The sequence below is a fragment of the Arthrobacter sp. H14 genome (assembly GCF_000520495.1).
In the GTDB taxonomy this organism is placed as follows: Bacteria; Actinomycetota; Actinomycetes; order Actinomycetales; family Micrococcaceae; genus Arthrobacter_C.
Window position 1 is genome coordinate 10029 of record NZ_KI914680.1, and the last position, 13165, is coordinate 23193.

Annotated in this window: 14 protein-coding genes; 6 read left to right on the forward strand and 8 right to left on the reverse strand. The window is 63.7% G+C overall.

Going from position 1 to position 13165, the window contains the following annotated elements; all coding sequences use genetic code 11:
• A partial coding sequence (locus tag Y707_RS30115; RefSeq protein ID WP_035782443.1) for an amidohydrolase family protein occupies nucleotides 1–464 on the reverse strand: 464 nt, incomplete at its 3' end.
• Between the two features lie 8 nt (nucleotides 465–472).
• Nucleotides 473–1804, reverse strand: coding sequence for an MFS transporter (locus Y707_RS0117750; protein ID WP_026536066.1), 1332 nt, complete (start codon nucleotides 1802–1804; stop codon nucleotides 473–475).
• A gap of 181 nt (nucleotides 1805–1985) precedes the next feature.
• Here Y707_RS0117750 and Y707_RS0117755 point away from each other — a divergent pair, with 181 nt between their 5' ends.
• Entirely contained in the window at nucleotides 1986–3173 is a 1188-nt protein-coding gene (locus Y707_RS0117755) for a helix-turn-helix domain-containing protein (protein ID WP_051442162.1), read from the forward strand.
• Nucleotides 3174–3178: 5 nt separating this feature from the next.
• Here the strand turns inward: Y707_RS0117755 and Y707_RS27245 are convergent, their stop codons facing one another.
• The 4 genes from Y707_RS27245 to Y707_RS27255 all read right to left on the reverse strand — a co-directional run bounded on the left by Y707_RS27245 (nucleotide 3179) and on the right by Y707_RS27255 (nucleotide 7654).
• Nucleotides 3179–3403, reverse strand: coding sequence for a cupin domain-containing protein (locus tag Y707_RS27245; protein WP_253905241.1), 225 nt, complete (start codon nucleotides 3401–3403; stop codon nucleotides 3179–3181).
• A 123-nt stretch (nucleotides 3404–3526) separates the two neighbouring features.
• Nucleotides 3527–4726, reverse strand: a complete 1200-nt coding sequence (locus tag Y707_RS27250; RefSeq protein ID WP_253905242.1) for an aldehyde dehydrogenase family protein — start codon at nucleotides 4724–4726, stop codon at nucleotides 3527–3529.
• A 204-nt stretch (nucleotides 4727–4930) separates the two neighbouring features.
• A complete protein-coding gene (locus tag Y707_RS0117770; RefSeq protein ID WP_026536068.1) occupies nucleotides 4931–6091 on the reverse strand; it encodes an acyl-CoA dehydrogenase family protein in 1161 nt (386 codons plus the stop codon).
• 96 nt (nucleotides 6092–6187) lie between these two features.
• On the reverse strand, nucleotides 6188–7654 hold the full coding sequence (locus tag Y707_RS27255) for an aminotransferase class III-fold pyridoxal phosphate-dependent enzyme (protein ID WP_051442163.1): 1467 nt from the start codon (nucleotides 7652–7654) through the stop codon (nucleotides 6188–6190).
• An 81-nt stretch (nucleotides 7655–7735) separates the two neighbouring features.
• Between Y707_RS27255 and Y707_RS0117780 the strand changes: the two genes are divergently transcribed.
• The gene (locus tag Y707_RS0117780) at nucleotides 7736–9325 is read left to right on the forward strand and encodes a PucR family transcriptional regulator (RefSeq protein WP_026536069.1); all 1590 of its coding nucleotides are present in this window, start codon (nucleotides 7736–7738) and stop codon (nucleotides 9323–9325) included.
• Here Y707_RS0117780 and Y707_RS0117785 read toward each other — a convergent pair.
• Nucleotides 9305–10519 carry a CaiB/BaiF CoA transferase family protein gene (locus tag Y707_RS0117785; protein ID WP_173401471.1) on the reverse strand — a complete coding sequence of 405 codons (1215 nt, stop codon included), beginning with the start codon at nucleotides 10517–10519 and terminating at the stop codon, nucleotides 9305–9307. The genes Y707_RS0117780 and Y707_RS0117785 overlap by 21 nt on opposite strands.
• A gap of 237 nt (nucleotides 10520–10756) precedes the next feature.
• Between Y707_RS0117785 and Y707_RS0117790 the strand changes: the two genes are divergently transcribed.
• From Y707_RS0117790 to Y707_RS0117805, 4 genes are all read left to right on the forward strand, one after another.
• Entirely contained in the window at nucleotides 10757–11386 is a 630-nt protein-coding gene (locus Y707_RS0117790; protein WP_026536071.1) for a CG0192-related protein, read from the forward strand.
• Between the two features lie 94 nt (nucleotides 11387–11480).
• On the forward strand, nucleotides 11481–11909 hold the full coding sequence (locus Y707_RS0117795; protein WP_026536072.1) for an SRPBCC family protein: 429 nt from the start codon (nucleotides 11481–11483) through the stop codon (nucleotides 11907–11909).
• A 22-nt stretch (nucleotides 11910–11931) separates the two neighbouring features.
• Nucleotides 11932–12159, forward strand: a complete 228-nt coding sequence (locus Y707_RS0117800; protein ID WP_026536073.1) for a zinc-ribbon domain-containing protein — start codon at nucleotides 11932–11934, stop codon at nucleotides 12157–12159.
• 14 nt (nucleotides 12160–12173) lie between these two features.
• Nucleotides 12174–12506, forward strand: a complete 333-nt coding sequence (locus Y707_RS0117805; RefSeq protein ID WP_026536074.1) for a hypothetical protein — start codon at nucleotides 12174–12176, stop codon at nucleotides 12504–12506.
• A 74-nt stretch (nucleotides 12507–12580) separates the two neighbouring features.
• On the opposite strand, the gene Y707_RS0117810 is transcribed toward Y707_RS0117805, so the two are convergent.
• A partial coding sequence (locus tag Y707_RS0117810; protein WP_026536075.1) for an aldo/keto reductase occupies nucleotides 12581–13165 on the reverse strand: 585 nt, incomplete at its 5' end.

Consider the following 13165-nt stretch of genomic DNA (forward strand, 5'->3'; position numbering starts at 1 on the left):
GGGAGCCGCAATGTGGCGGTGTTGGTGATGGAGAGATGGCCGGAGACGTGCCGCAGGTAGAGCGGCCGGTCTCCGGTGATGGCGTCCAGCCGGTCAATGTCGGGGAACCCGCCGTCGTGGTTCTTGTGGTTGAAACCCGTCCCATTCACCCAGGCGTTCGGCTGATCCTCAAGGCGCTGTACTTCGGCCTCCAGCAGAGCGTAGAGCTCCTCGAGGCCGCGGGCTGGTTCAAGGTCGACCGCGGCCAGGCCGAGGCCCCACCAGGTGGTGTGGCAGTGCGCGTCGATGAAACCTGGAACCACGGTGGCTCCGTCCAACACTTCGACGCGGGCCGCGGTGCAGCCATCGAGTTCTTCGTCGAATCCGGCTATCCGTCCACCGAGGACTCCAATGCTGTGCGCGGTGGGGCGGCTTGGTTCCAGGGTGAGAATGTTGGCATCGGTCAGGATCAGGTCGAGCTTCATCTTCGCCGCTAGTGCTTGAAGCCCGGCAGGTCCACGCTCATCCGTGGTGCGATGACACCGGCGACAGCTGTGAACAGGGACAGGAACACCAGCATTGCTGCGGCCGGCCACCAATGGTTGGCAGCGGAGGCGACCAGGGCCACAGCCATGAGCGGTACGAAACCGCTGAGCATGCCGGCGATATTCTGGGACAGGCCCACGCCGGAGTAGCGGGTGGTGGCCGGGAACAGGCCGGTCATCAGAGTTCCAGAGGCGGCGTAGGGGAAGGAGAGCGTGGCCACCGCAACGGTCATACCGAGGACCACAACGACGTCGTTACCGCTGGCGATCATCATGAACGCGGGGACGGCGACGATCGCGGACAGTATTCCGCCATAGGTAATCACCTTGCTGGCACCGAACCGTTCCGCGAGGCGTCCGCCGGCGATGAGTACGGGGATTTCGACGACGGCGGCGACGAGACCGCCGAGGAGCATCAGTGAGGCAGAGTAATCGAGGATTGAGACGCCGTAGTACACCACGAACGCCGTCACCAAATAGAAGCCGCCGACGCCAAGAAGGGCGGCAGCCATGCCGACGATGATGTGCTTCCAGCTCTTGACCAGCACGGTGCGGACCGGGGTCTTTTCGGTTTGGCCGGTTTCCATCAGCTCAGTAAAGACCGGGGATTCGTCCAGCCGGCTCCGGATGTACAGTGCGACCAGCAGCATCGGGAAAGCGGCCAGGAAAGGGATGCGCCAGCCGAAAGCGAAGAAGTTCTCCTGTGAGAAGAAGACGGTCATCAGGAAGAAACCACCCGAGGAGAGGATGGTGCCGATCGGGGAACCGATCTGTGGCAAGGCGGCGTACCGGGCACGACGCTTCAGCGGAGCGTTCTCCACCACGATCGTCATGGCACCGGACCATTCACCGCCGACAAACAGGCCCTGGAAGATGCGCAACAGCACCAGCAGGATTGGGGCGGCGACGCCGATGGCGGCGTAGGTCGGCAGCAGGCCGATGAGACCGGTAACCGCGCCGATGCCCACAATGGTGATCAACAGGGTCTTGCGCCGGCCGAGCTTATCGCCCATGGCGCCGAAGAACATGCCACCGAGCGGCCGGGCAACCAGCCCGACGCCGAAGGTTGCGAAGGAGGCCAGGGCGGCGGCCGTCGCGTTTTCACTCGTGTAGTACTGAACGTTGAAGATCAGAGCGGCGGCGGCGCTGAAGAGGAAAAAGTCATACCACTCCATGGCCGTACCGACCATGGCGCCGATGGCTACCTTGGTGGCCTCCTTGTCGGAGATTTGCCGTGTGGCACCAGCTTCCAGGGTCGCGGTCCGGGCCGTGCCCTCCATGTCGGCTGTGTGGTCAGTCATATGTGCCTCCGCACTCGGTGATGTTTCAAGGTGGTGCCCGCGCGAATGTGATCTCCGCTGCACAGTTCATACCAGTATGGCGAAGAGACGCAGGTCACGTCATGCCGAATCCTCACCGCTTTTGGCATCCAACTTGTGCAAAAGCACATATTCTTGAGTGATGAAGCATTTTTCTGCGTTGCAAGTTGTGGGATCGGTTGAAAGCGATGAAGCGCAGCGTTGGCACAAACTGCTCGAGCACCTTGACGTGGACCGGCTGACGGATACCTTCCTGGGACGGGTTCTGCAGATTGCGGACTACCGGAATGGGATGCTGCCGGCCAGCGAGATCCGCCGCACCGGTGCGTCCTCATTCGCAGCGCTGATCGAGGGCCTCCGGCACGACGTCGACGAGGCGCGGGTGGAGGAGGTCCGCCTCGCCCAAGCCATCGACGTCGGGGTCTCCCGTGCCCGCGCCAATATCCCCATCGAATCGTTGATGACGGCAATCCGGCTCGACTTCTCTATCCTTTGGACGGAGTTGACTGCATTGGCAGCGGAGTCAGATGCGGCGCTGCTGGTACGTCATACCGAAAACGTATGGCATGTGGTCGATTCCTATGCCAGCCAGACCCAGGCGGCCTACGTGGCCGAACGACAGCGGATGCTCAACGAGGCGGCTTCGATCCGTCAGGGCTACGTGGCGGCGATTTTCGGTCAAGAATCTCCGGGACCGGAGATGATGGCACGCATTTCCGCCGAAATCGGCATCGAACAGGACACCGCCCTGGGAGTTGCTGTTGCGCTGGATGACGACGCCGCCGCGTTGCGCATCGCCGTCGCAGTGGCTGCCCGAGCGGGGAGCGAAATATTGACGCATCCAATGGCCAATGAACTCATCGTATTCTGGCCGGCGGACGACCGTGCAGGCTCGGCGGCGCGTGAGATAGTAGCGAGGATCCGTGGACAGCGCTGCGGCTTGGTGGAGCGGACTGCAGGGCTGGCTTCGTTGGCGTCTGCGGCACGCTTTGCCCGCGAGCTTGCCAGCCTGATGGAGGACGACGACGATTGTGCACTGACGCTGCAGCAGTCGTGGACCAGGATCGCGCGGCTGCGCCTGGCGGAGGCAGGGATGCCCGTGGCCAGCGACGTGGAGAAGGCATTGGCCGGATGCGGTCCGGTCGAGCGTGAACGCTTGGTGGAGGCCGCCAAGGCTTATCTGGCCACCGGCAGTGTGGCGGGTTCGGTCCGCCGGCTTTTCTGCCACCGCAACACTCTGATGAACAGGCTGCGCCGCTTTACTGATCTGACCGGAATCGACGTGACGGTTCCGCATGAAGCAGCACGTCTGGTGGTTGCCTGGTCCTGAGCGGATTACTTCAGTTCGACCTCCACAAACGCGAATTCCGCGTCGGTCGTGTTGATAACGTTGTGCTCGCCACCGGCCGGGCGGGAGTAGGACGCACCGACCACCAGCTCGCGGCTGTCCCCGCCGTCGGCCGTCTCATACGTCATGTGCCCGGCGATGGTCGGAACCACCACATAGTCCAGCTCGTGCTTGTGCCACCCGGTCTGAGAGCCTGGGCCAAAAAACGCCACTCGGTCACCCGGACACGGTCGTCCTCCAACTGCACGGTGGCCGTTGCCTGGCCGTAGCCGGATGACTGTGACTGGGTGTTGTCCGCCGAAGGTGTCGTCATCATCGAATCCTAACTCGAGCTGTCAGCAGGCGCCGGCCGCGCCGCCGCGCAGGTAGACCGTGGTGGTGTGGGTGAAGAATTCCCGGGCCGCGGTGCCTTGTTCTTTGGGTCCGTAGCCGCTCTTTTTCGCGCCGCCGAATGGCACGTGTGGGTCTGCTCCGGCCGACTCTGAGTTCACGTGCAGGGTTCCGACATCGATTTCGTCGACCGCTTCCAGCGCCATGGTCACATCCTGGGTGAAGAGGGCGGCGGAGAGACCGAATTCGCTGTCATTGGCCACTTCGAAAGCCTCTTCCACAGTGGCGGCGCGGCGTACGGCCAGCACCGGACCGAACAGTTCCTCGGTCCAGAGGTCCGGCTGCCGTTCAGCTGGAAGCTCAAGGATACCGTCGCGGATGCTCTTGCGGGCGCCGTCGTTGACGACCGGTCCCATCTGCACTTCACCTTCGGCCGGATCTCCCACGACCAGTGCTTCGGCCTGCGTCTTCAATATGGCCAGGAATTCATCGGCGATGCTGTCGGCCACAATCAGCCGCGACGTCGCCGTGCATTTCTGACCGGTGGAACGAGAAGCGCCCAGCATCACCTGTTCGGCCGCGAGGTCCAGATCAGCGTCGGCCAATACGATGGCGGCATTCTTGCCGCCCATCTCGGCCTGGATCGGCACGCCCCGCCCGGCAGCTTCCGCGGCAAGACGGCGACCAACATTGGTGGAGCCGGTGAAGGTTAGTCCGTCCAGCTCCGGATGCTCGACGATGCTGCTGCCGATGGAACCCGGACCTATGAGCAGGTTGAGGACGCCGGCCGGAAGCCCTGCTTCATCGAGGGCCTGGGCCAGCCGAATTGCCAGCAACGGCACTGTGCTGGCCGGTTTCCACACGACGGTGTTGCCGTAGGCGAGGGCCGGCGCGATCTTCCAGGCCGGAATGGCGATCGGGAAGTTGAATGGCGTCACGACGCCAATGACCCCCAACGGTTTGCGCGTGACGAGGATGTTCTCGCCGCGCCGCGGGGAGGAGAAGATTTCGCCGGCGGTGCGGTCGCCCTCATTGCCGTAGTAGCGGAAGACTTGCGCCGCCCGCAGCACCTCGCCCTTGCCCTCGGCCAGCGTTTTGCCCTCCTCGCGGGCGAGCTCCGGGCCCCACTCGTCGGCCGAACGTTCGATGACGGCCGCTGCCCGGAGCAGGATGGCGCCGCGTTCATGGGCAGGGGTGGGGCCCACTCCCGCTTCGCGGCGGCGGCGCTTGCCATCGCCCGCTCCACCTCCTCGGTCCCGGCCTGCAAACCTTTGGCGACAATCTCTCCCGGCCGGGCAGGGTTGTAGCTGGCAATGGCCGAACCGGCGCCGTCGAACCAGGCCCCGTCAACATAGTGCTGCAGTTGTACTGCGGAGGTCATAGCGACTCCTTCAAATGGTCCGGCCGCTTTAGCGGAAGGCGGGAATGCCGGTGATTTTTTGACCGAGGATGAGGGTGTGGACCTCATCGGTTCCCTCATATGTGCGCACGGATTCGAGGTTGTTGGCGTGGCGCATGGGGGAGTAGTCGAGGGTGATGCCGTTGCCGCCCAGCATGGCACGGCATTCACGGGCGATGTTGATCGCCTCGCGGCAGTTGTTGAGCTTGCCGACGGAAATCTGCTGCGGCTGCAGTTGCCCGGCGTCCTTCAACCGGCCCAGGTGCAGGGCCAGCAGGAAGCCCTTGTTGATCTCCAGCGCCATGTTGACCAGCTTCTCCTGGGTGAGCTGGAATCCGGCCAGTGGCTTATCAAATTGGAGGCGTTCCTTCGAATAGTCGACGGCGGCCTGCCAGGCGTCGCGCGCGGCACCCATGGAGCCCCAGATGATGCCGTACCGGGCCTCGTTCAGGCATTCGAACGGCCCGCGCAGCCCCTTGGCCTCGGGCAGGGTTGCTTCGGCGGGCAGCCTGACGTCGGTGAGTTCAATGTCGCACTGGATGGAGGCACGCATCGACAGCTTCTGCTCTATCGGCGTCGCCTTGAACCCGGCGGTGCCGGTCGGGACCACAAAGCCGCGGACGCCGTCGTCGGTCTGGGCCCAAATGACCGCCACCTTTGCAACGGACGCCAAGCCAATCCAGCGCTTGGAGCCGTTGAGGATCCAATCATTGCCGTCACGCCGGGCGAATGTCCGCATGCCACCGGGATCCGATCCGGCCGTGGGCTCGGTGAGGCCGAAGCAGCCAATCGCCTCGCCGGCGGCCATCTGCGGCAGCCACTCCTGCTTCTGCTCCTCCGAGCCATGCTTGTAAATGGCGCTCATCGCCAGCGAGCCCTGGACCGAGACGAACGTCCGCAAACCGGAGTCCCCGGCCTCCAGCTCGGCGCCCGCCAGCCCGTATTCGACGGCGGAGCGACCGGCGCAGCCGTAGCCGTCAAGATGCATGCCCAGCAAGCCGAGCCGGCCCATTTCGGGAACGATCTCCAGCGGGAAAACGGCATCCTCGTACCAGCCGGCAATGTTCGGCCTGATGGCGCTGTCCACAAAGGAACGGACTTCCTTGCGCAGCCTCTGCTCCTCTTCGGTCAGGAGCGAATCAATGTCGATCAAATCGTGGTCATAGGACATGGTGGTTTCCTTCGTCGAAGTTGAGGGGAGGGGGATGCCGCCGGTGCGGGTAGGAGGAGGTCCGCGGTGTGGCGTTCTTTGCGGATGACGGCGGTGCTAGGCGAACGACGGAGCGGTATCTTCCCGTGCTGGTTGTCCGACGGCGACGTCGATGATTGCCTGGCGCAGGACCTGCAGGCCGTCACGGAGCAGTTCCTGGCTGATCACCAGTGGCGGCAGAAGGCGGATAACGTTGCCGTAGGTTCCGCAGCTCAGCGTCAAGACTCCCTGCTGGTGGCAGCGGGCGGAAACTTCCCGGACAAGGTCCGGCCGGGGCTCCAGCGTGCCGCGGTCTGCGAACTCAAGGGCCAGCATGGCTCCGCGTCCGCGGAATTCGGCCACGACGCCGGTCTCGGCCACCAGCGGTTCCAGCAGTTCGCGCACGGTCTCCTCGATGGCTTGTGCATTGGCCAGCAGGGTGCCGTCCTCGAACGCCTCAAACACGGCCAGGGCGGCTTCGCAGGCAAGCGGATTGCCAGCATAGGTTCCGCCGAGACCACCGGCGTGGACCGCGTTCATGAGCCCCGCCCGTCCGGTCACGGCACTGAGTGGCACTCCGTCTCCCAAGGCTTTGGCGGTGAGGGTGATGTCACCGGCAACACCCTCGTATTCGCTGGCGAACAGTGTTCCCGTGCGGCCCATTCCGGCCTGGATCTCATCCATGACCAGCACGATGCCGTACTTGTCGGCAAGCGAGCGCAGTCCCTTCAGGAATCCGGGGGCCGGGACAACGAAGCCGCCCTCACCCTGGATGGGTTCGATAACCATGGCGGCGAAGCTGTCCGGGCCGTGTTCAAGCAGGGTTGCTTCCACCGACGCCAAAGCGGCAGCTGCGACACCGGCACCAGCGGGGGAAGCGCCATCGTCGTTGTTGCCTGCCGTGGCACCCGCACCGCTGGCGGGGGCATTTGCCGGGCGCAACGGATTAGCCGACGCGGCGCGGACGATCTCGTTGGGGAACGGTCCGAAGTTGAGCCGGTAGGGGTTCTCCTTGGCCGTCATCGCCATCGTCATCAGGGAACGGCCGTGGTACGCCTCGTCGAATACCAGCACACGGCTGCGGCCGGTTGCCGAGCGGGCGATCTTGACGGCATTCTCCACAGCTTCGGCGCCAGTGGAAAACAGGGCGGTGCGCTTCTCGAAGTCGCCGGGAACATGCTCGTTGAGCCACTTCGCCACCTGGGTAAACGACTCATACTCGGTCACCATGAAACAGGTGTGCGTGAACCTCTCCAGCTGGGCTGCGACGCGCTCGCCGACGCGGCGGTTGCTGGCGCCGATGCTGGTGACCGCGATGCCGGAGGCGAAGTCGATCAGCCGGTTTCCGTCCACATCCTGCAGGATGCCGCCGTCGGCCCGGTCGATGAAGACCGGCAGAACTGTGCCGAATCCGTCCGTCACCTGCTCCTGCCGTTCCCGGTGCAGAGCGCTGGAGCGCGGCCCGGGGATGATGGTCGCGAGGTGGCGGCTCTGGGGGAGGTAGGAAAGTGCGGTGGCGGCAGCGGATGATCGTGAGTCAGTCATGGGGACAACGCTAGCGGGGACTTCGTTGGCGTTCACGGGACGCTTTATCCAAATGATGGCTCCGTGTTGGATAATCAGGCCATGGTTTCTCTTGCCCAACTCAGTAACGAACTTGGCAGTTCCCTCGAACACGCATCTCCAGGGACGGTACCGGGAGTGCAACTGACGGGTGTGCACGTCTCGGAACTGGAGGACCCCACCACCTACCTTGAGGGCGGCGAGTTGCTGCTGACGACGGGCATTCCCCTCGGTGGTACGCAAGCCACAATCGAAGCTTATGTGGAAAGGCTGGCGGCAAGAGGTGTAGCTGCGCTCGGGCTGGGACTCGGGGAAGGCCTGGACATTGTGCCGCCGGAGCTGGTGCAGGCCTGTGCTGCCGGAAAGCTGGAACTGTTCGCCGTGCCCGATGGTGTTCCCTTCCTGGACGTTTCGCGGGCGTTCTGGGATCTGGCCGCACGCAGCGGGCAGGCGGATCTGATCGCGAGCCTCGGTACACAGACGGCCCTGGCACGCGCGGTGATGCGGCCCGATGCGCTGCCCGCCGTGGTGAAAGGTCTGGCTCATGCGCTCGGTGGTTGGGCGGCCTATCTTCCGGATGACGGAGGTGAAGCGACGCTCTGGCCGGCCAGCGCAAGAGGGCTGCTGCCGAACCTGCGTGAAGAGACTGCGCGGCTGAACGTGGCAGGCGCCCACTCAGTTGCCACATTCTGGTTGCACGGAAGCCCGGTCGTCGAATATCCCATTGTTGTGGAGCGGACCATTGTGGGATTTTTGGCCATCGGATCCGGCCGCACCCTGACCAAAGCCGACCGGCACATCATCATGACGGTCTGCGTGCTGTTGGCGCTGAAGGCCCGGCAACAAGAGGAATTGACCGCAACAGCTGCCAATCTCGGCTCAGCCGTCGCCAAGCTGGTGGTCCGCGGGCACGTGGAAGCAGCACGACTGCTCGCGGTGGATGTGGGAGTCGGGCCGTTGCCGGAACGTGTACGTGTTCTTGCGGTCCAGACCGGCGCCTCGGAACCCACGGAGGCGTCTGCCGTCGGTCTCCGCTCGGAGGAGGACACCTCTTTCCTATGGCAGGCATTGGCCGGATGCCGGCTGCGATTCAGGGAGGATGCCCTGGAGTATTTCCTGCTGGATACGACGGCGGCAGTTCAGCCGCATGGCGACGGAACCGCCGGCGCCAACGCCGACGGCGGTCCATGGGACTACGGGGAGCAGACCGGAGAACCGGAGTACCGCGATGCCGGGCTGCCGGCGCTGCCAGCTGCGAAGCCCCGCACCGAAGAGTCGGCCGCCGCGGAGATCGGCGCCGCATGGACCGGGCCCCTTTCGCTGGCCGACGTGGCGGGGGCAGCCGGCGCCCTCAGACGGGCGGCGCTGCTGGCCTCGGCCGGATACCTGATGGGGGCATCCGGCGATGAAGATTCCAGGGCCGACCGCTGGGTGGATTCGCTGGCTGGCTATACTCGCGCCGATCTTCTCGGCACCGTGGCGGCTTATCTGCGTCACCGCGGACACTGGGAAGAAGCCGCCCGCGCCCTTGACGTCCACCGCAACTCCCTCCGCCATCGCATGAGTGTGGCTGAGAAATTGCTCGGTGTGAGCCTCGACGATCCGGACGTTTCCGCCCACCTCTGGCTGGCGCTACGGCGTCGTGGGTTCTGAACCTTCCTCCGGAGCGTTGAGCCATTGCCGGATGGTTTGCGTGTGTTCGCCCAAGGCAGGCGGTGCAGAGGTTGGAGGTTCGAACGCGGGAGACCAGGAAATGGGGTTGCGGATCTGGCGTCCTACGGCGTTCCCGGCCGCATCGTTGACGTCAATGGTGGGATTGAGACCCAGCGACTGCGCATAATCGAGGCCTTCATCAATAGACGCCACCGGGCCAGCGGGAACCCCGGCTCCGGCCAGTTTCTCCCGCCAGCGCGAGGCTTGATGGGCAGCCAAGGCCTGCTCGAGCAATGGGATCAGCACAGTACGGTTCTGCACACGTGCGTCATTGGTGGCGAACCGCGCATCCTCGGCAAGTTCAGGCAACCCGATCACCTCGCTGAGGCGCCTGAACTGCCCGTTGTTGCCGCACGCCACCGCCAGCGGAGCGTCTTCACAGGCCAGCAGTTGGTACGGGACGATCGACGGATGCTTATTGCCCATGCGCTGTGGGACTTTGCCCGCGCCGAGATACGCCTGGCCCTGATTTGCCAGGGCTCCCTGCAGGCTGGAGAGCAGATTCATCTCGATGTGGCTTCCGTGATTGGAGGCATGTCGGGCGTTAAGCGCGGCGAGGACTCCGATGGCGGTGTCCTTGGCTGTGAGCACATCCACGAGAGCGACGCCAGCCTTGTACGGGGAACCATCGGCCTCGCCGGTAATGCTCATGAGTCCACCGAGGGCTTGGACAATGAAATCGTAGCCGGGAAGGTCAGCGCCTCCCGCGGAACCGAAGCCGGAGATGGAGGCGTAGATGAGCCCGGGGTTCCCGGTTGCCAACTCCTCGTAGCCCAATCCGAGTTTGGCCAAAGTTCCTGGTTTGAAATTCTCCACCAGAACATCGGCGCGGTTCGCGAGCTCCCGGGCTGCAACCAGGTCCGCTGGTTGGGTGAGGTCGAGGCAAACCGATTCCTTATTCCGGTTCACGCTCTCAAAGTATGTGGCACCGGTGGCGGAGTATGGCGGTCCCCAGCTGCGGGTATCGTCTCCGGCCCCCGGACGTTCCACCTTGATGACACGGGCACCCAGATCTGCCAACGTCATTGTGGCGAGCGGCCCGGCCAGCACGCGGGAAAAGTCGGCGACGAGGACGCCTTCCAGCGGACGCTCGCCAGAGGAGGGCGCGTCGGATGAACGAGGTATTGCAGACATATCGATTCTTTCCATGGATCGGGGACGGTGCTCACTCTAACGGGAACGGAAAGGTGTTCGAACCGGACAATTCGACCCAATGTCGTGCAGCTCATCCACAGCCGGATGCTCTTGTCAGCAATAGCGAGTCCTGCTTAAGTAGCGACAACATTGTCTAACCAACAAACAACCCAAACGACGACGGCGGCACTCACCCGGGTGCCGCCGTCGTCGTGCCAATCACCTAGGCTTGGTTCGATGGCGATCATTTACGATGCGGTCTTGAAACCGACAAAACTGGACCTTCTCACTCACTGGCTGCCGTCCCAATCGTGGTTCGACGGTGACCCGGCGGAGCTGGAACTGGTTGGCTCCTTCCGTTTCGATGACTCCAACGGCGAAGTCGGCGTCGAAACCCACCTTGTCAGGGCCGGGACGAAAATCTTTCAGGCTCCATTGACCTACCGTGGCGCGCCGCTGGAGGATGCCGGGGAGTGGCTGATCGGCACCATGGAGCACTCGGTACTGGGCCAGCGATGGGTCTACGATGCCTGTGGCGATCCCGTCTATGCCGCCGCCCTGGCTGGGACTCTCCTCGCCGGCCGACCGCAGGCGACGCAGTATCTCGATAACGATGGCAAGCTCGAGGAGTTACCAACGTCCGCAAGGATCGATGTCAGCGGCGCACCCGGAAATGACATGCCGGAACGTAACATCGCAGAACCGACGACGGCGGGCGATGTCACCACCATCAAGACGGGAGCCGAGGGCCTGGCCATCAACCGCGTCCTCGATCTGAGCGGCAAAACCACCGGCACCCGCATCATGACCGGTACTTGGGACGGCAATTCGACGCCGGTCCAGCTCGCCTGGGTACCTAAAGCCTGATTCCGGCCGCTTAGGTCAACGGCTTAGCCCATACCGGTGGGCCTTGAACCCGTCGCTCTTCACAGCGTCGGCCATGCAAGGCATGATTCAAGCTATGGGTGCAAACACTGCCTTCACCGCCACCGAACTGATTTATGTGTCGTTCACCCGCGCTTGGGAGCTGCTGATCGACTGGGACGCGGCTTCGGGATGGATGCCCGGAGTGACGCATATGTATGCGGAGGGGCGGCCGGAATTGGGCATGGCCATCGACTACAGCTCCAACGGGCATCAGCGGACGGCGACAATTACGGCGCTGGATCCGGAACAGAGCATCACACTCACCACCAGCGAGGGCGATGTGCAGACGGCGTATCGCTATGACTTTGCCAAGGACGGCGACAACGTACGGATGACCATCACGGCCGACGTCGTGGTCAGTGAAGACTTGGCCGATATGGCGGATGAAATCCGTGCCGCGGTCGCAGAGGCTGATGGTGACCAGCTGGCACTGTTCAAACGATATGCTGAGGCTGCTCCGTAAGGGAGCGACCGAGGAGGCACAGATGTTCGTTCTATTTGGTGTCAAGACTGTTTTCAACACCTTGTCTGTCAGGCCCGGCAATTGCCGGTACTGCCACCAGCATGCCGAACAACGGCTGCAAGAGCGGGCCAGCCGGTTCACGCTCTTCTTCGTCCCGCTCTTCACGTTCCGGCGGCAGTATCAGGTCAGCTGTTCCAACTGCGGCGGATCGACGGAGATCTCGCGGCAGCAAAAAGAGAGCCTGGTCTAGGGAAGGAGACCGAGATGACGGAAGGATCCGCGCCCGGCCACGAATCGTACATGGTCGGCGGAAACCTGCTTAATGAGCAGGACGAAATCCTACGTGCTAAACGAGGCCATGAAGCGGCCCAGCATGAAGCCGGGGAAAACGTGGCCGACGACGAGTGCGAGGCGGACAACAAGGAACCCGCTGACGCTGAGCAGGAAGCCGACGCGGAGCAGGAAGAAGACGATGGTCTGCCGGGAGGCGGCGCCACCATCCCGGACGAACATGCCGATTCGATTACCGAAGAGCAGCACACTCACGGCGGAGGTGCCGTCCCGCCGGGTGACTTCGGCGACGACGACGGGCGCTAAGCAGCCGCTCCAACCCTCCGCCGACGTCGGCAACTTCTAAACAACCGCGCCAAATGTTCGCTAGGACGCCGCCGCTAGGCTTCGCGGGTTTCGGGTGATTTGGTCAGCGCCGGATCGCGTTCGGCCAGGGAGCCGACGGCGTCGTCAATCCGGGACATGGTGTCGGCATCCAAAGTGACACCGGCTGCCTTCACATTGGATTCGACCTGTTCCGGGCGGGAAGCTCCGATGATGGCCGAGGCCACGTTCTGGTTCTGCAGCACCCAGGCGATGGCGAGCTGGGCCATGGTCAGCCCCGCTTCCTCCGCGATCGGCTGAAGCTTCTGCACCCCGGTGAGAACGTCGTCGGACATCCAGCGTTTGATCATGTCCGCCCCGCCCTTCTCATCCGTGGCACGGGTGCCCGATGGCGGCGCCTGGCCGGGCTGGTATTTTCCGGTGAGCACGCCCTGGGCGATGGGGGACCAGACAATCTGGGACAGACCGAGCTCTTCCGACGCAGGAACGACGTCCGACTCGATGACGCGCCACAGCATGGAGTACTGGGGCTGATTCGAGATGAGGTGGACGCCCAGTTCTTCGGCCAGTTTGTGTCCGGCTCGGATTTGATCGGCGGTCCATTCACTGACCCCGATGTAAAGGGCCTTGCCCTGCCGGAC

What these genes read in the sequence shown, in the direction of transcription:
- Y707_RS0117750 (WP_026536066.1), bottom strand. Translation starts at nt 1,804, where the DNA reads ATGGAGGGCACGGCCCGGACCGCGACCCTGGAAGCTGGTGCCACACGG.
- Y707_RS0117755 (WP_051442162.1), top strand. Translation starts at nt 1,986, where the DNA reads ATGAAGCATTTTTCTGCGTTGCAAGTTGTGGGATCGGTTGAAAGCGAT.
- Y707_RS0117770 (WP_026536068.1), bottom strand. Translation starts at nt 6,091, where the DNA reads ATGTCCTATGACCACGATTTGATCGACATTGATTCGCTCCTGACCGAA.
- Y707_RS27255 (WP_051442163.1), bottom strand. Translation starts at nt 7,654, where the DNA reads ATGACTGACTCACGATCATCCGCTGCCGCCACCGCACTTTCCTACCTC.
- Y707_RS0117780 (WP_026536069.1), top strand. Translation starts at nt 7,736, where the DNA reads ATGGTTTCTCTTGCCCAACTCAGTAACGAACTTGGCAGTTCCCTCGAA.
- Y707_RS0117785 (WP_173401471.1), bottom strand. Translation starts at nt 10,519, where the DNA reads ATGTCTGCAATACCTCGTTCATCCGACGCGCCCTCCTCTGGCGAGCGT.
- Y707_RS0117790 (WP_026536071.1), top strand. Translation starts at nt 10,757, where the DNA reads ATGGCGATCATTTACGATGCGGTCTTGAAACCGACAAAACTGGACCTT.
- Y707_RS0117795 (WP_026536072.1), top strand. Translation starts at nt 11,481, where the DNA reads ATGGGTGCAAACACTGCCTTCACCGCCACCGAACTGATTTATGTGTCG.
- Y707_RS0117800 (WP_026536073.1), top strand. Translation starts at nt 11,932, where the DNA reads ATGTTCGTTCTATTTGGTGTCAAGACTGTTTTCAACACCTTGTCTGTC.
- Y707_RS0117805 (WP_026536074.1), top strand. Translation starts at nt 12,174, where the DNA reads ATGACGGAAGGATCCGCGCCCGGCCACGAATCGTACATGGTCGGCGGA.